Source organism: Hydrogenophaga sp. A37 (genome assembly GCF_002001205.1).
In the GTDB taxonomy this organism is placed as follows: domain Bacteria; phylum Pseudomonadota; class Gammaproteobacteria; order Burkholderiales; family Burkholderiaceae_C; genus Hydrogenophaga.
This window is the reverse complement of the sequence record NZ_MUNZ01000118.1, coordinates 19,399-36,543: the sequence shown is the minus strand read 5'-3', so window position 1 is coordinate 36,543 and position 17,145 is coordinate 19,399. Positions and strand designations below refer to the sequence as shown.

At 65.7% G+C, this 17,145-nt stretch carries 17 protein-coding genes; 10 read left to right on the top strand and 7 right to left on the bottom strand.

Features of this window, described 5'->3' with window-relative positions; genetic code table 11:
• Positions 1–26 precede the first annotated feature (26 nt).
• Entirely contained in the window at positions 27–1,574 is a 1,548-nt protein-coding gene (locus tag B0E41_RS15395; RefSeq protein ID WP_077332040.1) for an acetyl-CoA hydrolase/transferase family protein, read from the top strand.
• On the opposite strand, the gene B0E41_RS15390 is transcribed toward B0E41_RS15395, so the two are convergent.
• Complete coding sequence (locus tag B0E41_RS15390; protein WP_253194905.1) at positions 1,571–3,403, bottom strand: ABC transporter ATP-binding protein/permease; 1,833 nt, start codon at positions 3,401–3,403, stop codon at positions 1,571–1,573. The genes B0E41_RS15395 and B0E41_RS15390 overlap by 4 nt on opposite strands.
• 69 nt (positions 3,404–3,472) lie before the next feature.
• On the opposite strand from B0E41_RS15390, the gene B0E41_RS15385 reads away from it, so the two are divergent.
• Positions 3,473–3,913: an acyl-CoA thioesterase gene (locus B0E41_RS15385; RefSeq protein WP_077332038.1), complete on the top strand. Its 441-nt coding sequence runs from the start codon at positions 3,473–3,475 to the stop codon at positions 3,911–3,913.
• A 6-nt stretch (positions 3,914–3,919) separates the two neighbouring features.
• On the opposite strand, the gene B0E41_RS15380 is transcribed toward B0E41_RS15385, so the two are convergent.
• From B0E41_RS15380 to B0E41_RS15365, 4 genes are all read right to left on the bottom strand, one after another.
• A complete protein-coding gene (locus tag B0E41_RS15380; RefSeq protein WP_077332037.1) occupies positions 3,920–4,657 on the bottom strand; it encodes a type 1 glutamine amidotransferase in 738 nt (245 codons plus the stop codon).
• An 82-nt stretch (positions 4,658–4,739) separates the two neighbouring features.
• Complete coding sequence (locus B0E41_RS15375; RefSeq protein ID WP_077332036.1) at positions 4,740–5,540, bottom strand: crotonase/enoyl-CoA hydratase family protein; 801 nt, start codon at positions 5,538–5,540, stop codon at positions 4,740–4,742.
• 155 nt (positions 5,541–5,695) lie between these two features.
• Positions 5,696–6,082, bottom strand: a complete 387-nt coding sequence (locus tag B0E41_RS15370; RefSeq protein WP_077332035.1) for a hypothetical protein — start codon at positions 6,080–6,082, stop codon at positions 5,696–5,698.
• Entirely contained in the window at positions 6,079–7,482 is a 1,404-nt protein-coding gene (locus B0E41_RS15365; protein WP_077332034.1) for an acyclic terpene utilization AtuA family protein, read from the bottom strand. Before B0E41_RS15365 ends, B0E41_RS15370 begins: the two co-directional genes overlap by 4 nt.
• Before the next feature lie 231 nt (positions 7,483–7,713).
• Here B0E41_RS15365 and B0E41_RS15360 point away from each other — a divergent pair, with 231 nt between their 5' ends.
• The 7 genes from B0E41_RS15360 to B0E41_RS15330 all read left to right on the top strand — a co-directional run bounded on the left by B0E41_RS15360 (position 7,714) and on the right by B0E41_RS15330 (position 14,944).
• Entirely contained in the window at positions 7,714–8,589 is an 876-nt protein-coding gene (locus B0E41_RS15360; RefSeq protein WP_077332033.1) for a branched-chain amino acid ABC transporter permease, read from the top strand.
• A gap of 4 nt (positions 8,590–8,593) precedes the next feature.
• On the top strand, positions 8,594–9,670 hold the full coding sequence (locus tag B0E41_RS15355; RefSeq protein ID WP_077332032.1) for a branched-chain amino acid ABC transporter permease: 1,077 nt from the start codon (positions 8,594–8,596) through the stop codon (positions 9,668–9,670).
• Positions 9,671–9,674: 4 nt separating this feature from the next.
• The gene (locus tag B0E41_RS15350) at positions 9,675–10,505 is read left to right on the top strand and encodes an ABC transporter ATP-binding protein (protein ID WP_077332031.1); all 831 of its coding nucleotides are present in this window, start codon (positions 9,675–9,677) and stop codon (positions 10,503–10,505) included.
• Positions 10,502–11,290 carry an ABC transporter ATP-binding protein gene (locus B0E41_RS15345; RefSeq protein WP_077332030.1) on the top strand — a complete coding sequence of 263 codons (789 nt, stop codon included), beginning with the start codon at positions 10,502–10,504 and terminating at the stop codon, positions 11,288–11,290. The genes B0E41_RS15350 and B0E41_RS15345 overlap by 4 nt, the downstream gene beginning before the upstream one ends.
• Positions 11,291–11,380: 90 nt before the next feature.
• The gene (locus B0E41_RS15340; RefSeq protein ID WP_077332029.1) at positions 11,381–13,237 is read left to right on the top strand and encodes a long-chain fatty acid--CoA ligase; all 1,857 of its coding nucleotides are present in this window, start codon (positions 11,381–11,383) and stop codon (positions 13,235–13,237) included.
• Between the two features lie 47 nt (positions 13,238–13,284).
• Complete coding sequence (locus B0E41_RS15335) at positions 13,285–14,448, top strand: ABC transporter substrate-binding protein (RefSeq protein ID WP_077332028.1); 1,164 nt, start codon at positions 13,285–13,287, stop codon at positions 14,446–14,448.
• Between the two features lie 103 nt (positions 14,449–14,551).
• On the top strand, positions 14,552–14,944 hold the full coding sequence (locus B0E41_RS15330; protein WP_077332027.1) for a DUF2784 domain-containing protein: 393 nt from the start codon (positions 14,552–14,554) through the stop codon (positions 14,942–14,944).
• Between the two features lie 84 nt (positions 14,945–15,028).
• Here B0E41_RS15330 and B0E41_RS15325 read toward each other — a convergent pair whose 3' ends face one another.
• Entirely contained in the window at positions 15,029–15,628 is a 600-nt protein-coding gene (locus B0E41_RS15325) for a Crp/Fnr family transcriptional regulator (protein WP_077332026.1), read from the bottom strand.
• 77 nt (positions 15,629–15,705) lie between these two features.
• Between B0E41_RS15325 and B0E41_RS15320 the strand changes: the two genes are divergently transcribed.
• Positions 15,706–16,152, top strand: coding sequence for an isoprenylcysteine carboxylmethyltransferase family protein (locus B0E41_RS15320; protein ID WP_077332025.1), 447 nt, complete (start codon positions 15,706–15,708; stop codon positions 16,150–16,152).
• Positions 16,153–16,169: 17 nt separating this feature from the next.
• Here the strand turns inward: B0E41_RS15320 and B0E41_RS15315 are convergent, their stop codons facing one another.
• On the bottom strand, positions 16,170–17,051 hold the full coding sequence (locus tag B0E41_RS15315; protein WP_077332024.1) for a LysR family transcriptional regulator: 882 nt from the start codon (positions 17,049–17,051) through the stop codon (positions 16,170–16,172).
• Between the last annotated feature and the right edge of the window lie 94 nt (positions 17,052–17,145).

Below are 17,145 nucleotides of genomic sequence, written 5' to 3'. Positions count from 1 at the left end.
TAGGGTTAACCCTTAATTCTCATCCCATGACACAGAACCCGCCCGCCGTCTTCCCGTCCCGCATCGCCCACGCCGGCCTGCGCCAGAAAATCATGTCGGCCGAAGCGGCCGCGGCCCTCATCGAAAACGGCGACCACGTGGGCATGAGTGGCTTCACCGGCGCCGGCTATCCCAAGGCCATTCCGCTCGCGCTGGCCAAGCACATCCAGGCGCACCACGACGCTGGCAAAGAATTCCGCATCGGCGTCTGGACCGGCGCCTCCACCGCCCCCGAGCTCGACGGCGCGCTCGCCAAGGTCGGCGGCATGGACATGCGCCTGCCCTACCAGTCCGACCCGACCTGCCGCGCGCGCATCAACGACGGCGAGATGGCCTACATCGACATCCACCTCTCGCACGTGGCGCAATACGTGTGGTTCGGCTTCCTGGGCAAACTGAATGTGGCGGTGATCGAGGTCGCCGGCATCCTGGAAGACGGCCGCCTGATCCCGGCCACCTCGGTGGGCAACAACAAGACCTGGCTGGACCAGGCCGACAAGGTGATCCTGGAGGTCAACCACGGCCACAGCCTGGGGCTGGAGGGCATGCACGACATCTACTACGGCACCGAGCGCCCGCCGCACCGCAAACCGATCCCGATGACGCACGCCGGCGACCGCATCGGCGAGCCTTACCTGCGTTGCGACCCGGCCAAGGTGATCGCCATCGTCGAGACCCACCTGCCCGACCGCGACACCCGCTTCTCGGCACCCGACGAAGCGTCGAAACGCATCGCCGGTCACCTGATGGCCTTCCTTCAAGACGAAGTGAAACAAGGCCGCCTGCCGCCCGAGCTGCTGCCGCTGCAGTCGGGCGTGGGCAACATCGCCAACGCCGTGATGGAAAGCCTGAACGATGGCCCGTTCAACGATCTGCAGGGTTACACCGAGGTGCTGCAGGACGGCATGCTCGCCATGCTCAAGTCCGGCAAGATGGCCATGGCCTCGTCCACCGCACTCTCGTTTTCGGCGCCGGTGATGCAAGAGTTTCTCGCCAACCTGGATTTCTACCGCGAGCGCATCGTGCTGCGGCCACAGGAGATCAGCAACCACCCCGAGGTGATCCGCCGCATCGGCATCATTGCCATGAACGGCATGATCGAAGCCGACCTGTATGGCAACGTGAACTCCACGCATGTGATGGGCACGCGCATCATGAACGGCATCGGTGGCTCGGGCGACTTCGCACGCAATGCCTACCTCTCGGTCTTCATGACGCCGTCCACCGCCAAGGGCGGCAGCATCAGTTGCATCGTGCCCATGGTCAGCCACGTGGACCACACCGAACACGACGTGCAGATCGTCGTGACCGAACAAGGCCTGGCCGACCTGCGAGGCCTGTCGCCGCGCCAGCGCTCGCGCCTGATCATCGAACGCTGCGCCCACCCGGACTTCAAGCCCGCCCTGCTCGACTACGTGGAACGCAGCGAAGCCAACGCCCGCGCGGGGCACGGCGGCATGCACACACCGCACCTGCTGGACGAGGCGCTGTCGTGGCACAGCCGGTATGAGCGGACGGGCAGCATGAAGTCTTAGTCGGCGCCCGACTGCTGCAGCGCCCACATCCCCGCGTACACCCCACCCGACGACACGAGCTGCGCGTGCGTCCCCCGCTCCACGATCTCGCCATTGACGAGCACCAGGATTTCGTGCGCATCCACCACGGTGGACAAGCGGTGCGCAATCACCAGCGAGGTCTTGTTCCGTGCCGCGCTCTTCAGCTCCGCCTGAATCGCCCGTTCGTTCGCTGAGTCGAGCGCAGAGGTTGCCTCGTCGAAGATCACGATGGGGGGGTTCTTCAGTAGCGTGCGTGCAATTGCCACCCGCTGCTTCTCGCCGCCCGACAGCTTCAGGCCGCGCTCGCCCACCGTGGTGGCGTAACCCAGCGGCAGCTTTTCGATGAAGCCGTGGATGTGCGCCGCCTGCGCCGCCGCCACCGCGGCGTCATGTCCCGCCTCAGGGCGACCGTAGAGGATGTTGTATTCGATGGTGTCGTTGAACAGCACCGTGTCCTGCGGCACGATGCCGATGGCCCGGCGCACGCTGGACTGCGTCACTTCGCGAATGTCCTGGCCGTTGATGGTGATGCGGCCACCGCCGTGCGGACCCGTGTCATCGTGGTTCGTCACGTCGTAGAAGCGGTACAGCAAACGGGCCAGCGTGCTCTTGCCCGAGCCCGACGGCCCGACCACCGCCACCGTCTTGCCGGCGGGAATGTGAAAGCTGATGCCGTGCAGGATCTCGCGCGCCGGCTCGTACGAGAAGCGCACATTCTCGAACTGCACCGCCGGCGGGCCGTCGAGCACCAGGTCCTGCGCACCCGGCTGGTCGGCGATCTCGCGCTCCTTCTCCAGCAGCACGAACATCTTGTCCAGGTCGGTCAGGCTCTGCTTGATCTCGCGGTAGAGCACGCCCAGAAAACCCAGCGGGATGTAGAGCTGGATCATGAAGGCGTTGACCATCACCAGGTCGCCCAGCGTCATGTGCCCCTGCGCCACGCCCTGCGTGGCGCGGTAGAGCATCAGCACCAGCGCCACCGCAATCACCAGTTGCTGCCCGGTGTTGAGCACCGAGAGCGTGGTCTGGCTCTTGATGCGCGCGCGGCGCAACTTCTCCAGCCCCTCGTCGTAGCGCCGCGCTTCGAACAGTTCGTTGTTGAAGTACTTGACGGTCTCGTAGTTCAACAACGAGTCGATGGCGCGCGTCTGGCTCACCGACTCCAGCTCGTTCATCTGGCGGCGAAAGGTGGTGCGCCACTCGGTCACCATCACCGTGAACGTGATGTAGAGCACCAGCGCCACCAGCGTGATCCACACGTAGCCCATGTCGAACTTGGTGCCCAGCAGCGTGAGCACCATGATCACTTCGATCAGCGTCGGGAAGATGCTGTAGAGCGAATACGAGATGAGCGACTGCACACCGCGCGTGCCGCGCTCGATGTCGCGCGTCATGCCGCCGGTCTGGCGCTCCAGGTGAAAACGCAGGCTGAGCGCGTGCAGGTGGCCGAACACCTGCAGCGCGATGCTGCGCGTGGCGCCTTCGGTGGCTTTGGCAAACACCAGTTCGCGCAGCTCGGTGAACACGCTGGTGGACAGGCGCAGCAGGCCGTAGGCCAGCAGCAGGCCCAGCGGCACCACCAGCATCGCCTCGACGCTGCCGGGTTGTATCGTCATCGCGTCCACCAGCTCCTTGAGCAAGAGCGGCACGCCCACGTTGGCCATCTTGGCCCCCACCATGAAGGCCAGCGCGAAGCCCACGCGCCATTTGTATTGCCACAGGTAGGGGAACAGGCGCTGCAGCGTGGCCCAATCGGAGCGGCGCTGCGCCGGCCCGACAGCGGTGTCGGGCCCGGCGGGCAGGGGCATGGAAACGCGGGACGAAGAAGAAGGACGCATGCGGGACAATGGGGAGATCGTTATTCAGAGATTGTGCCCATGTCCACCGAATCAAGCCCCCGCCCGCAAACCGCCTTGCCGCAAGACCGCGAATTGGTGCTCAAGGTCATTCCCATGCCGGCCGACACCAACGGCAACGGCGACATCTTCGGCGGCTGGGTCATGGCCCAGGTCGACCTGGCGGGCTCTGTGCTGCCGGCGCGCTATGTGCGTGGGCGCATGGCCACGGTGGCCGTCAACCAGTTCATCTTCAAGCAGCCGGTGCGCGTGGGCGACATCCTGAGCTTCTTCTCGCACGTCACCCGCGTGGGCAACACATCGATCACGGTGCAGGTCGAGGTGTTCGCCGAGCGATTCTCGGCCCAGGGCCAGTACGTGAAAGTGACCGAGGCCAGCCTCACCTATGTGGCGATCGACATGGACGGCAAACCACGGCCGATTCCGAAGGACGGGCTGAGCATTCCGGGTCTGGTGGGCTGAGTCGGCTCAACCCCGCCAGCGCGAACGCCAGGTGCCGTAAATCCGGCGCGCCAGCGCTTCGCTGCCCGCCTGGTTGCGGGCCGTGGCGGCCTGCATGCCGGCCGGGTCCTGCACGCTGTCTCGGTGCAGCAGCACCTGCACCGGATAGACGTGGCCCGGGTACGCCAGCCAGTCGGTGATCTTGGCCGGCGTGATCTCGATGTGGAACTGCATCGCCAAGTGCTGCCGCAGCGCGAAGGCCTGGTGGGCGCAGGCCGGTGAGCTGGCGAGCAGCTCGGCACCGGGTGGCAGTGCCACGAAGCCGTCGTGGTGCCACTGGTAGACCACGGCATCCGGCGCGTCGCCCAGCCAGGTGCGGGCCGCTTCGCTGCCGTTGTGGGTGATCGCATGCCAGCCGATTTCGGGCTTCGCCAGCGTCTCGACACGCCCGCCGAAGGCGCGCGCCATGAGCTGGCCGCCCAGGCAGTGGCCCAGCACCGGGATGCCCAGCGCGTCGGCCTCGCGGATCAATGCTTCAGCCTGGCGCAGCGAGGGGCGGTCATCGTTGGCGCTCCAGGCGCCACCCAACACCGCCAGGCCTAGCAAACCCTGCACCGACGCGGGGTAGGCATCGCCGGCTTCGGTGCACCGCACCTGCCAACGCACCCCTTGCTCGTCGAGCCACTGCCCGAGGTAGCCCGGGCCGTCTTCGTTCAGGTGTTGCAGCACGAGCACCTGGGTGCTGTCGGTCGGGGGAGCGTTCATGGCCCCGATGATGGGCTGGAGGGCGTCCGCGTGGGGGACCAATCGTGCGCGGTTGGCGGGAGCCGCCACCGCAGCAGGACCGTCAGAATTTGCCGTGGCGGCCCTGGCCTTGCGCGAAGCGGGTGGCGCCCTCCAGCGCGTCGGGAATGCGAGCCCGTCCGCGCTGCCACTCCTGCTGCAGGGCTTCGCCCAGCGACAGATCCCATTGCGCGCAGGCGCTCCTGCGGTCGGCGCGCATCGTGGCCTGCGGGAAGGCCGCGAGCTGTTGCGCGAGGGCGATGGCCGCTTCGCGCGCCGTGCCGATCGGCACCACTCGGTTGGCCAGGCCCATCTGCAGCGCTTCGGTGGCCTCGACCTTTCGGCCAGTGAGGATGAGGTCCATCGCGTGGCCCATGCCGATCAGGCGCGGCAAGCGCACGGTGCCGCCGTCGATCAGCGGCACGCCGAAGCGCCGGCAGTAGACACCGAAGTAGGCATCGGCCTCCATCACGCGCAGGTCGCACCAGAGCGCGAGTTCCATGCCGCCGGCCACGGCCGCGCCGCTGACCGCCGCAATGACCGGCTTGGACAGGCGCAGGCGCGATGGGCCCATGGGGCCGGGGGCGCGTGGGTCTTGCGGGTTGAAGTCCAACTGGTCCAGGCCGCCGGCTTCGCCCGACGCTGCCAGCCGCGCACCGTGTTGCAGGTCCCAGCCGGCGCAGAAATGGCCGTGAGCGCCGTGGAACACCGCGACCTTCGCGGCCGGGTCGTCTTCGAACGCCAGGAAGGCTGCGTGCAGGGCCTGTGCGGTAGCACTGTCGACGGCGTTGCGGACCTCGGGGCGGTTCAGGGTGACGATCCAGAGGTCGCCTTGTGTTTCGGTCGTGACGGGGGATGGGTTCATCTCGTTCTTTCCTGTGGATGGGCGGGCCGGCCCTCACCCCTGCCCTCTCCCAGAGGGAGAGGGAGCAAGTCACGCGTTCGCTTCATGGGCTTTTCTCGGGGCGAAGGGCTTCAACGCCCTCTCCCGCGGGGAGAGGGTTGGGGTGAGGGCTCTCGTCATGCCTGGCCATCGCCCCACCAGCCCACACGCGGGCTGTCCAACGCTTCGGCCAGCTCGGCTTCCGTCACTTCGATCTCCATTCGAAGCAGCGCCCCGGCCATGGCCTTGCCCAGGTTGTCGAGCCTCAGGTTGCGCGCACCGCCGCCTTGCAGCGCGCCCTTGAGCACGAACTTGAGAGCGAGGATGTTCGGCAGCGCCCAGGCGTCCACCTCGCCCGGCAGCCAGGGCGCGAAGTGCGCGCGCGCGCGCTCGGCTGTGACCTCGCGCGCCAGCAGCCGGTAGCCCGCGGCGTTCCAGGCGAAGAGCCCGAAGTCCACCCAGTCGGCCTTGTCGCCGCTGCGCGCGTGCGCGATGCGCACGAGGGGGATGTGCACGGTGCTCATTTCGCGCTCTCCAACAGTTCGACCCGCACACTCGGCTCCACCATCGCACGCGGGATCAGCGTGGGCCAGATGCCCAGCAGCTCGCTGGTGTTGTGCAGCCCCGTGAAGCCGCAGGTGTAGGCCGGGCCGCTCAGGCCGATCCACGGGAACAGGCGGCCGAAGCCGTCGGCGGCGGTCTTGCTCTGCGTGCGAAGCACCAGCCGGGTCCAGATCTCGTTCATGCCGTTCAGGGTTGCGGGGTCGGGCAGCGGCGCCAGCGGACCGTGCGCGGAGTTCAGCCCCGGGTGCTCCACGAACAGCTCGTCGTGCGGGATGTGTTTGTCGGCCAGTTGGCAACGGATGGTGTCCACGGCCGCTTGCGCCTTGTCCCAGGCATCGGGCCACGAGAAGCCCCAGGTGACCTCGGCTTTGAAACCGTCGCGGTACCCGGCCACCACCTTGAGCTGCTCGCCCGGCGCCGTGCCACGCGCGCCGGTGACGCGCACGCGGTCATGGCCCTCGTCGTGCAGCGTGATGCCGCCCATGTCGAGCACCACGTCGGGCGAGTGGTAGGCGAGCGGGTTGTGCACCTCGTAGAGCAGCTGCTGGCGCACGGTGTCGAAGTTGATGCGCCCGCCCGTGCCGGGGGCCTTGGTGATGAGCGCGGTGCCGTCCTCCCACACCTCGGCTATTGGGTAGCCGATGTGGGCCAGATCGGGAATGTCTTTCCACGCGCCCTGGCTGCCAAAGTTGCCGCCGCTGCCCTGGCCCGAACACTCCAGCAGATGCCCCACCGTGAGGCCTTGCGCAAGGCGGTTCAGGTCTTGTGAGGAGGTGGCGCCGCCCAGCGTCCAGCCCAGGCTGTGCACCAGCGGCCCGAGGAAGAGCGCGGCGTCGGCCACGCGGCCGGTGATCACGATGTCCGCTCCCGCGTCCAGCGCCTGCACGATGGGCGCTGCGCCGAGGTAGGCGTTGCCGAACACCAGCCGCTCGCGCACGCCAGCCACCGGGTCGCCGGTGAACAGATGCGCCAGTTCGCCCGAAGGCGCCGAATCGTCCAACAGCCGAGGCAACACGTCGTCGCCGCTCACCACCGCCATGCGTGCGGCCCAGCCTTTGGCGGTGAACGCGGCCAGCACCGCCTGCGCCGCACCCATGGGGTTCAAGCCGCCCGCGTTGCAGACGAAGCGCACACCGCGCTCGCGCATCAACGGCCACAGTCGCAGCAGCATGGGCACCACGTCGCGTGCGTAGCCCAGCGTGGGGTCGCGCTGGCGGTCTTTTTGCAGGATGGCGAGCGTGAGTTCGGCCAGGTGATCGCTGGCAATGAACTGCACTCCGCCGCGCTCGATGCTGGCGACCACCGGTTTCCAGTTGTCGCCGTAAAAGCCGAGGCCGGCGCCGATGCGGATGGACTTCATGAGGTGTTTCCCGAAGCAGATGGTGCAGCATACGGGTTTGCAACATTTATACCAAGCGTTTGATTTGTAAAAATAAAACATACTGGCGCATCGGCGACTTTCCATCGGGTCAACCCTAGCGCCGGTCTGGGGCAAGACAGCTATAAACCTCGCACAACGTCAGCGCGGCGTGCCACAGAACTTGCAGCAGCGACCTCAGCCCAGACCACCCGAACAACAGGAGACAAGCGCGTGCAATTGCTGCAACTGCTCATCAGCGGCGTGGCCCAGGGGTGCATCTACGGCCTCATCGCCTTGGGCTTCGTGCTGATCTACAAAGCCACCGAAACGGTGAGCTTCGCCCAGGGCGACCTGATGATGGTCGGCGCCTTCGGCGGCCTGGCTACCATGACGGCGCTGGGGTTTCCGTTCTGGCTCGCGGTGCCGGCGGCCATCGTCTCCATGGGCCTGTTTGGCGTGGTGCTGGAGCGTTTGGTGATCCGCCCCATCCTGGGCCAGCCCGCGTTTTCCATCGTCATGCTGACCATCGGTGTCGGCTACGTGCTGCGCGGCCTGATCACCATGATCCCCAACATCGGCACCGACACCCACACCCTGCCCGTGCCCTACGCGGGCGAGTTGCTGCGCCTGGGCACGCTGGTCGTGTCGGCCGAGCAAATCGTGGTGATCGGCGTCACCGGCCTGTTGTGCGCCGGGCTGTTTGCGATGTTCCGCTACTCCAAGCTGGGCGTGGCCATGCAGGCCTCGTCGCAGAACCAGCTCGCGGCCTACTACATGGGCATCCCGGTCAAGCGGCTCAACGGCCTGGTCTGGGGCCTGGCCGCGGGAGTGGCCGCCGTGGCCGGCCTGCTGCTCGCGCCCATCACCTTCGTGCACGCCAACATGGGCTTCATTGGCCTGAAGGCCTTCCCGGCCGCCGTGGTCGGCGGCTTCGGCAGCCTGCCCGGCGCCATCGTGGGCGGCCTGATCATCGGCCTCGTCGAATCGTTCTCGGGCTTCTATTTGCCCGAAGGCTTCAAGGACATCGCGCCCTACATCGTGGTGCTGCTGATGCTGGTGCTGAAGCCGAACGGGTTGTTCGGCGAAAAGCTCCGCAAGAAGGTCTGAACACATGCGCTTCATTTTCAAGACCGACTACAACCAGGACATCCAGCTCACCAAACACGGCGGGCACGTGTTCTGGTACAGCCTGCTGGGCCTGTTCCTGCTGACCGCGCCCTGGGTGATCGAGGAGTACTGGCTGGCGCAGCTCACCTTCGTGCTGATCTACGCCGTGGTGGGCCTGGGGCTGATGCTGCTGGCGGGCTTCACGGGGCTGTTCTCGCTCGGCCACGCGGCCTTCCTCGGCGTGGGCGCCTACACCGAAACGGTGATGGTCAACGCCGGTGTGCCCTTCCCCATCGCCATGGCCAGTGCCGGCCTGCTGGCTGCGGCCGTGGGCATGGTGGTGGGCCTGCCGGCGCTGCGCGTGAAGGGCATCTACCTCGGCATGGCCACGCTGGCCTTCGGCTTCATCGTCGAAGAAGGCCTGGCGCGCTGGGAGAGCGTGACCGGCGGCAACTCGGGGCTCTCGGTGAACCCGCCGGCCATGTTCGGCTGGGAACTGGAGTCCACCAACGAGTTCTACTTCTTGTGCCTGGTGGTCACCGTGCTCGCCACACTCGCCATCGTCAACCTCATGCGCTCCAGCACAGGCCGCGCGTTTGTGGCGATCCGCGACTCGGAGATTTCCGCGCAGAGCATGGGCATCCACCTCGCGCGCTACAAGACCATGAGCTTCGCGCTCTCGTCAGCGCTGGCCGGCATCGGCGGCGCGCTGTACGCGCACAAGATCCAGTTTCTTTCGCCCGAGCAGTTCAGCATCATCCAGTCCATCGACCTGCTGCTCATGGTGGTGATCGGCGGCCTGGGCTCGATCCACGGCGCCTTCCTCGGCGCGATCTTCCTGATCGTGATGCCGCAGCTGATCGCGCTGGGCAAGGACCACCTGCCCGAAGCCATCGGCCAGTCCACCGGCCTGCAAGGCACGGTGTATGGCCTGGTGCTGATCGCCTTTGTGTTGTTTGAGCCCATGGGCCTGTACGGCCGCTGGCTCAAGGTCCGCACCTGGTTCCAGCTGTTCCCGTTCTACCGCAAGGGTTTGTTCAAGCGGCAGAAGAGCTTCCAGAAATCCGACCGATTGAAGTGATGCCATGAACGACGACATCCTCCTTTCTGCCCAGAACCTCAGCGTGCGCTTCGGCGGCGTGCTCGCGGTCAACAACGTGAGCTTCGACGTGAAGAAGGGCGAGGTGTTCACGCTGATCGGCCCCAACGGCGCGGGCAAGACGACCGTGTTCAACCTCATCAGCCGCATCTACACGCCGACCTCCGGCCAGATCGATTACGCGGGGCCGAGCGGCACGCTGCGGCTCACCGAGCAGCCGCCACACAAGATCGCGGGCCTGGGCATCGCGCGCACCTTTCAGAACATTGAGCTGTTCGAGCATGCAACGGTTCTGCAGAACCTGCTCATCGGCCGCCACACGCACCGCCGCACCGGCTTGTGGAGCGAGATCTTCTTCAGCGGCAAGACCCGCGCCGCCGAGGTTGAGGCGCGTGAAAAGGTGGAGCAGGTGATCGACTTTCTGAACCTGCAGCACCACCGCGAATCCATGATCGCCGGCCTGCCCTACGGCGTGCGCAAGGTGGTGGAACTGGCGCGCGCGCTGTGCACCGAGCCCAAGCTGCTGCTGCTCGACGAACCGTCTTCGGGTCTGAACGTGGAAGAAACCGAAGACATGGCGTTCTGGATCGCCGACATCAAGAACGAACTTGGCATCACGGTGCTGATGGTCGAGCACGACATGACGCTCGTGTCCAAGGTGTCCGACCGCGTGCTCGCCATGAGCATGGGCGCCGAGCTGGCCACCGGCACACCGGCCGAGGTGCAGCGCGACCCGGGCGTGATCGAGGCCTACCTCGGCTCGGTGGACGACGTGTCCAGCTTGCGTCGCGAGAACCATGTGGGAGCGTCCACATGACGGCGCCGGTCACCGACAACGCGGTGCTCAAGCTGCTCAACGTCGAGAGCGCCTACGGCCCCATCAAAGCCATCCGTGGCGTGAGCCTGCAGGTGCGGCGCGGCGAGATCGCCACCGTGCTGGGCAGCAACGGCGCGGGCAAGACGACCATCCTCAAGACCATCAGCGGCATCATCGACCCGCGCAAAGGCAGCATCGAGTTCAAGGGCAGCAACATCACCGCGCAAGACCCGGCGCACATCGTGCAGCAGGGCCTGATGCACGTGCCCGAAGGGCGCGAGGTGTTCCCGCTGCTCTCGGTGCGCGACAACCTGCTCATGGGCGCCTACACCCGCAAGGACCGCGATGGCGTGGCGCGCGACATGGAGGTGGTCTTCAACTACTTCCCCATCCTGCGCGAGCGCGCCGCACAAGACGCCGGCCTGCTCTCGGGAGGCCAGCAGCAGATGCTCGCGATCAGCCGCGCGCTGATGGCCAACCCCGACCTGATCCTGCTCGACGAACCCAGCCTGGGCCTCTCGCCGAAGCTGACCAAAGAGATTTTCGAGATCGTGGTGCGCATCAACCGCGAGCGCGGCACCACCATCCTGCTCGTCGAGCAGAACGCCAACATGGCGCTCAACGCGTCGGACTACGGCTACGTGCTGGAGAACGGCCGCATCGTGATGGAAGACACCTGCGCCCGCCTGCGCGAGAAGGACGACATCAAGGAGTTCTACCTCGGCATGAAGGCAGAAGGCGTGCGGGCAGACCGGCGCTGGAAGAAGAAGAAAAATTGGAGATGAACAGATGAACGCAGCGCAGAGCCGCCTCAAGCAAGTTCGCGCCCCCTTGGGGGGCAGCGATGCCCACGCAGTGGCGAGCGTGGGGGCCCTATGACATACCTCTGGGATCTGTCCGCCATCCAGCCCGAAAACAAGATCGTCGTCCCCGGCGACACCATGACCGCGATCTTCTGGAACGCGGCCAAACAGCGCGGCCCCAACATCTGGATGCGGCAGAAGGACTTCGGCATCTGGCGCAGCTGGACATGGAACCAGACGGCAGAGGCGGTGAGCGAGATCGGCCACGGCCTGATCGCGCTGGGCTTCGGCGAACGCGAGACCGCGTCCATCCTCTCCAACACCACGGTGGAGTGGGTGCTGTGTGATCTGGCGGTGCTCAGCGCCAACGGCGTGTCCAACGGCATCTACCCGACCGACGCGGCCGAGCAGGTGGAGTACCTGTGCCTGGACTCGGGCACCACCATGCTCTTCGTGGAAGACGACGAGCAGCTCGACAAGGCGCTGGAGGTGCGCGACAAGCTGCCGAAGCTGAAGAAAATCATCGTCGACGACATGGACGGTCTGCGCGACCTGAACGACCCGCAGGTGATCAGCCTGGCCGCCCTGCGCGAGCTCGGCCGCGAGCACCTGCGCCTGCACCCCGAGGCACTGAACCAGCGCATCGCCGCCAACCAGCCCGACGACCTGGCCATCCTCGTCTACACCTCAGGCACCACCGGCCGGCCCAAGGGCGCCATGCACAGCCACCGTGGCCTGGTCCATGCCGTGCGGGGCTACAACACCCTGATCGCGCGCCACGAAAGCGACGAGTGCATGTGTTTTCTGCCGCTGTGCCACATCGCAGAGCGCCTGGGCGGCGAGTACTTCTCGCTCTACACCGGCGGCAAGCTCAACTTCGTCGAGAACCCCGAGACCGTGCCCGAGAACGTGCGCGAGATCGCGCCCACCGTGTTCACCGCCGTGCCCCGCGTGTGGGAGAAGTTTTATTCGGGCGTGATGATCACCTTGAAGGAGGCCAGCCAACTTCAACAGGCCGCCTACGCCTGGGCCATTGGCGTGGGCCAGCGCGTGGCCGAGCACGTGCTCAAGGGCGAGCCGGTGCCCGGTGGCCTGAAGCTGCAGTTCCGCGCCGCGCGCCTGCTGGTGCTGGACAACGTGCGCAAGCTCATCGGCATCCACCGCGCGCGCTTTCTCGTCACCGGTGCAGCGCCGATCTCGCCCGAGCTGGTGCGCTGGTACCTCGCGCTGGGCGTGCCCATGCTGGAGGTGTGGGGCATGACAGAGACCTGCGGCGCGGCCACCGGCGTGCCAGCGAACCGCATGAAGCCCGGCAGCATCGGCCCGGCGGCCAGCTTCAACGAAGTGCGGCTCGACCCAGCAACCAGCGAAATCCTGGTGCGTGGCACCAACGTGTTCATGGGCTACCTGAACCAGCCCGAGAAAACCGCCGAGACGATTGACGCCGACGGCTGGCTGCACACGGGCGACGTGGGCGTGGTGGATGAGGAAGGGTTTTTCCGCATCACCGACCGCATGAAAGACATCATCATCACCGCAGGGGGCAAGAACATCACGCCCAGCGAACTGGAGAACGAACTGAAGTTCTCGCCCTACGTGACCGACGCCGTGGTGATCGGCGACAAGAAGCCCTACCTCACCGTGATCATCATGATCGACCAGGACAACGTGGAGAAGTTTGCGCAGGACGCCGACGTGCCGTTCTCGAACTACGCCAGCCTGACCCGCGCGCCCGAGGTGCAGGCGTTGATCCAGACCGAGATCGACCGCGTGAACAAGAAGTTTGCCCGCGTGGAACAGATCAAAAAATTCTTCCTGCTCGACACCCAGCTCAGCGCCGAAGACGAAGAACTCACGCCCACGATGAAGCTCAAGCGCAAGCTGGTGCAGCAGAAATACGCGGCCCAGATCGACGCGATGTACCGCTGAACATCCACCCCTTTACCGACCCGTTTCAACCCAAGGAGACCAGCCATATGAACAAAAAATTCCCCCTGATCGGTGCCGCCCTGCTGCTGGCCACCAGCGGCGTGTGGGCGCAGTCACAAGGTGTGAGCAAAGACGAGATCGTGCTCGGCTCCATCCAGGATTTGTCGGGCCCGCTGGCCGGCTTCGGCAAGCAGATCCGCCTGGGCATGAACCTGCGCGTGGACGAGGTCAACGAGCAAGGCGGCATCAACGGTCGCAAGCTCAAGCTGCTGGTCGAAGACTCGGGCTACGACCCCAAACGCGCCGTGCTCGCCGCGCAGAAGCTGGTGAATCAAGACAAGATTTTTGCCATGGTCGGCCACCTCGGCACGGCGCAGAACATGGCCGCCATGCCCGTGCAGTTCCAGAAGAACGTGGTCAACTTCTTCCCGGTGACGGCCGCGCGCGAAATGTACGAGCCCTTCCACAAGCTCAAGTACAGCTTCGCCGCCACCTACTTTGACCAGATGCGCATGGCCCTGCCCAAGCTGGTGAAAGAAAAAGGCGCCAAGAAGGTCTGCACCATGTACCAGGACGACGAGTTCGGCCTGGAGGTGGTGCGCGGCGCCAAGGAAGGCCTGAAGACCATCGGCATGGAAATGGCCGAAGAAACCAGCTTCAAGCGCGGCGCCACCGACTTCGCCTCGCAGATGCAAAAGCTCGCTTCGTCGCAGTGCGACTTCGTCGTGCTCGGCACCATCATCCGCGAGACGATTGGCGGCATCGCCACCGCGCGCAAGCTCGGCTTCAACCCCACTTTCATGGGCAGCAGCGCGCTCTACACCGACCTGATCCACAAGCTCGGCGGCCCGGCCATGAACGGCCTCTACGCCACGATGACGGTGCAAAACCCCTACACCGACGACGCCTCGCAACCGGTGCGCTTCTGGGCCAACAAGTACAAGACCAAGTTCAACGAAGACCCGACGGTGTTCTCGGTCTACGGCTACAACATCATCGACACCTTCACCAAGGCCGCCGGCAAGGCGGGCGGCAACCTGACCACCGACAGCTTCGTGAAGGTGATGGACAGCATGACCATTCCGCCCGACATCTTCGGCAGCGCCCCGGCCAGCTTCGGCCCCAACAAGCGCCTGGGCAGCAACGCCTCGCGCATGTCGCAGATCACCGACGGCAAGTGGAAGGTGATTTCCGAGTACCCGACGAACTGAACCCGTTCCGCGCCGCCTGCGTTGTCAGGCCATGCGTGAAAGCCGCCGTGCCTGGTGCTCCGGCGGCTTTTTTATGGGGCCAACACAGGCACACTGGAGCGCAATGAACCCCATCGTCGCCGCCTTGCTCGCCGATGCACTGCTCGCACTGCACGTGGGCATCGTGCTGTTCGTCGTGGCGCTGCTGCCCCTGGTCATCGTCGGCGGCGCGCGCGGCTGGCGCTGGGTGCGCCACCGCGGCCTTCGGCTCACCCACCTGGGGCTGATGCTGTTCATCGCCGCCCAGGCCTGGCTGGGCCAGCTCTGCCCGCTGACGGTGTGGGAGCAGGACCTGCGTCAACTGGCCGGGCAAGCCGCCTACCGCGAAAGTTTCATCGAACATTGGCTCTCGCGCCTGCTGTACTGGGACCTGCCCTGGTGGGCGTTCGTGGCGGCGTACACCGCATTTGCAGCGCTGGTGGCGGGGGCCTGGTGGTGGGTGCGGCCCCGGCGCTGAGCCAAGGCCGAAGTGGGCAAAGCCCGCTGACGACGGGCCATCGCCCGCCCCTGTTGAACCGCGCGTTTCGACGTGCCGTGGGTCTCACGCCAGCCGTCTCTGGGCTTTCAGTCGGGATCTGATTCGGCTGAGCGCCACCGGCGTCACCCGGATGTAGCTCGCGATGTCTCTTTGGCGGAGGCAGGAAACGAGTTCGGGATGCTCACACAGAAAGCTGAGGTACCTTTCTTCGGGGGAGCATGTCAGAAGCTCCATCTCACGCTGTTCTTTTCGTTGGCCATAGAGTTTGTAGGCGTTGCTGAGCGCCCTCTGCCAACCTAGGTGCCGGTCGGCCAGTCGCTCCAGCGTGCCGAATGCGATCTGGTCAACGTGGGTGTCCACCACCGCATAAGCAGAGAAGCTGGCCACTCCGCCCGTCATCAGCGATGTCAGACTGGCGAAGCACACACCGGCCTTCACAAAACCCTTGATCCAGGCATCGCCCTCTGAGGTTTCGTACACCAACTTGATCACCCCCTGGTTGACCACGAAGGCAAAGGGCGTTCTTTCACCTGCTTGAAACAAGGGTTCGCCAGGACCGAGTTGGCGTGGGCACGAGGCGCTCGTCAGCTCGTCTGAAGCGGGCAAATCGCCACCCGCCAGGCGCCTGAAGACCTCAAGGGTGGGTACATGGGGGACGCACATGCCGTTAACCCAGGTTATCGGCGTTCTGAGCGCGGGTGGGCAAACTGCAATGACCGTTCCACACAGAGGTCACTGCCGTGCGTCTACTGCTGCTTCCACCCATCGTTGTGCTCCTGCTTGTCGGTTCGATGTTTCTGCTCGACGCGGAGGTTCCTGTCTTGCTGTTGCTGCCGCAGCCCGTGAACTGGGGCGGGATTCTGCTGGTCATTTTCGGGCTTGGCGTCGCCAACTGGCATGCGCGGCTGTTTCGCCGCATCGGCACCAACATCAATACCTTTGGCGAGCCAGGGACGCTGACGACGGAGGGCTTGTTCCGTCGCACCAGAAATCCGATGTACCTCGGCATGGTCTTTGTCCTGATCGGTGCCGCCTGCGTGCTGGGATCGTTGTCAGCGTTCGCAGGGCCCCTCGGGTTCTTCATCCTTGCGGAGCGCTTCTACATCCCCATTGAGGAACGGGCCATGACATTGAAGTTTGGGAACGAATACGCAGAGTATTGCAGGGACGTGCCTCGCTGGTGGTAACACTCGAAGGCCCGGGCTCAGTGGCCTTCCGTCAAACCCTGCGCCAGCGCCTCGAACACCACCCGCATCGGTCGCGAGGTGCGCAGTTCGCGGTGGGTGACCAGCCAGATCGGGAAGCGCACCGCCGGTACTTCGTCGAGCACCCGCACGATGCCCGGCGTGTCGAGGGCGATCTCTTCCATCATGGCGCCGATGCCCATGCCCTGGCGCACCAGCGCCCAGTGCGCCACGGTGTGGTCGCAATAGCAGCTGAAGTTCGCTTCGCTCAGGGGCAGGCCGTGCGCCCGCAGGTAGCCCAGGTACTGGCCCGTGCGGTCGGAGCCGACGAAGGGCAGGTGGGCGGCGTCTTCGCTGTTGCGCGGGTGGCCGTGGGTCTTCACCCAGTCCTCTGACGCGTAAAAGTAGGCCGTGGCCTCGCGGATGAACCGGGCGATCAGGTCCGGCTGTTCGGGCTTGACGTGGCGGATCGCGATGTCGGCCTCGCGCCGCAGCAGGTCGCTCAGCGCGTTGGACGGGATCACCTCGATGGTGATGCCCGGCTCCTGCTCGCGCAGCCGCTGCACCAGCGGGGGCAGCAGGAAGGCAGCGACCGCATCGGTGGCCGAAACCGAGACCACGCCGCCCACGGCCGTCGAGCGGCCGGTGGCGGCCAGCCCAAGGGCCTCGGCGGCCGCGCCCATGGCGCGCGCGTGTTCCAGCAGGTCCAGCCCGGTGGGGGTGAGCGCCATCGCCTTGCCCACGCGCTCGAACAGGGTCACGCCCATCTGCCGCTCGATGGCGGCCACCTGGCGGCTCAGCGTGGGCTGGGTCAGGCCCAGCTTGCGCGCGGCCGCCGAGAGCGAGCCGGTTTCAGCGGTCTCCAGAAACGCCTTGAGCTGGTTCCAGTCGAGTTGATTCATGCGTTTATGTATATGTTCACTGCAATTTAGCGCAATTCCCTGCGGCAATGTGCATGGATAGCATCCAGGTGTCGCCCATTGAGGGGCCCCGATC

What these genes read in the sequence shown, in the direction of transcription:
- B0E41_RS15385 (WP_077332038.1), top strand. Translation starts at nt 3,473, where the DNA reads ATGTCCACCGAATCAAGCCCCCGCCCGCAAACCGCCTTGCCGCAAGAC.
- B0E41_RS15370 (WP_077332035.1), bottom strand. Translation starts at nt 6,082, where the DNA reads ATGAGCACCGTGCACATCCCCCTCGTGCGCATCGCGCACGCGCGCAGC.
- B0E41_RS15380 (WP_077332037.1), bottom strand. Translation starts at nt 4,657, where the DNA reads ATGAACGCTCCCCCGACCGACAGCACCCAGGTGCTCGTGCTGCAACAC.
- B0E41_RS15315 (WP_077332024.1), bottom strand. Translation starts at nt 17,051, where the DNA reads ATGAATCAACTCGACTGGAACCAGCTCAAGGCGTTTCTGGAGACCGCT.
- B0E41_RS15345 (WP_077332030.1), top strand. Translation starts at nt 10,502, where the DNA reads ATGACGGCGCCGGTCACCGACAACGCGGTGCTCAAGCTGCTCAACGTC.
- B0E41_RS15340 (WP_077332029.1), top strand. Translation starts at nt 11,381, where the DNA reads ATGACATACCTCTGGGATCTGTCCGCCATCCAGCCCGAAAACAAGATC.
- B0E41_RS15330 (WP_077332027.1), top strand. Translation starts at nt 14,552, where the DNA reads ATGAACCCCATCGTCGCCGCCTTGCTCGCCGATGCACTGCTCGCACTG.
- B0E41_RS15335 (WP_077332028.1), top strand. Translation starts at nt 13,285, where the DNA reads ATGAACAAAAAATTCCCCCTGATCGGTGCCGCCCTGCTGCTGGCCACC.
- B0E41_RS15325 (WP_077332026.1), bottom strand. Translation starts at nt 15,628, where the DNA reads ATGTGCGTCCCCCATGTACCCACCCTTGAGGTCTTCAGGCGCCTGGCG.
- B0E41_RS15350 (WP_077332031.1), top strand. Translation starts at nt 9,675, where the DNA reads ATGAACGACGACATCCTCCTTTCTGCCCAGAACCTCAGCGTGCGCTTC.
- B0E41_RS15395 (WP_077332040.1), top strand. Translation starts at nt 27, where the DNA reads ATGACACAGAACCCGCCCGCCGTCTTCCCGTCCCGCATCGCCCACGCC.
- B0E41_RS15375 (WP_077332036.1), bottom strand. Translation starts at nt 5,540, where the DNA reads ATGAACCCATCCCCCGTCACGACCGAAACACAAGGCGACCTCTGGATC.
- B0E41_RS15355 (WP_077332032.1), top strand. Translation starts at nt 8,594, where the DNA reads ATGCGCTTCATTTTCAAGACCGACTACAACCAGGACATCCAGCTCACC.
- B0E41_RS15365 (WP_077332034.1), bottom strand. Translation starts at nt 7,482, where the DNA reads ATGAAGTCCATCCGCATCGGCGCCGGCCTCGGCTTTTACGGCGACAAC.
- B0E41_RS15390 (WP_253194905.1), bottom strand. Translation starts at nt 3,403, where the DNA reads ATGCCCCTGCCCGCCGGGCCCGACACCGCTGTCGGGCCGGCGCAGCGC.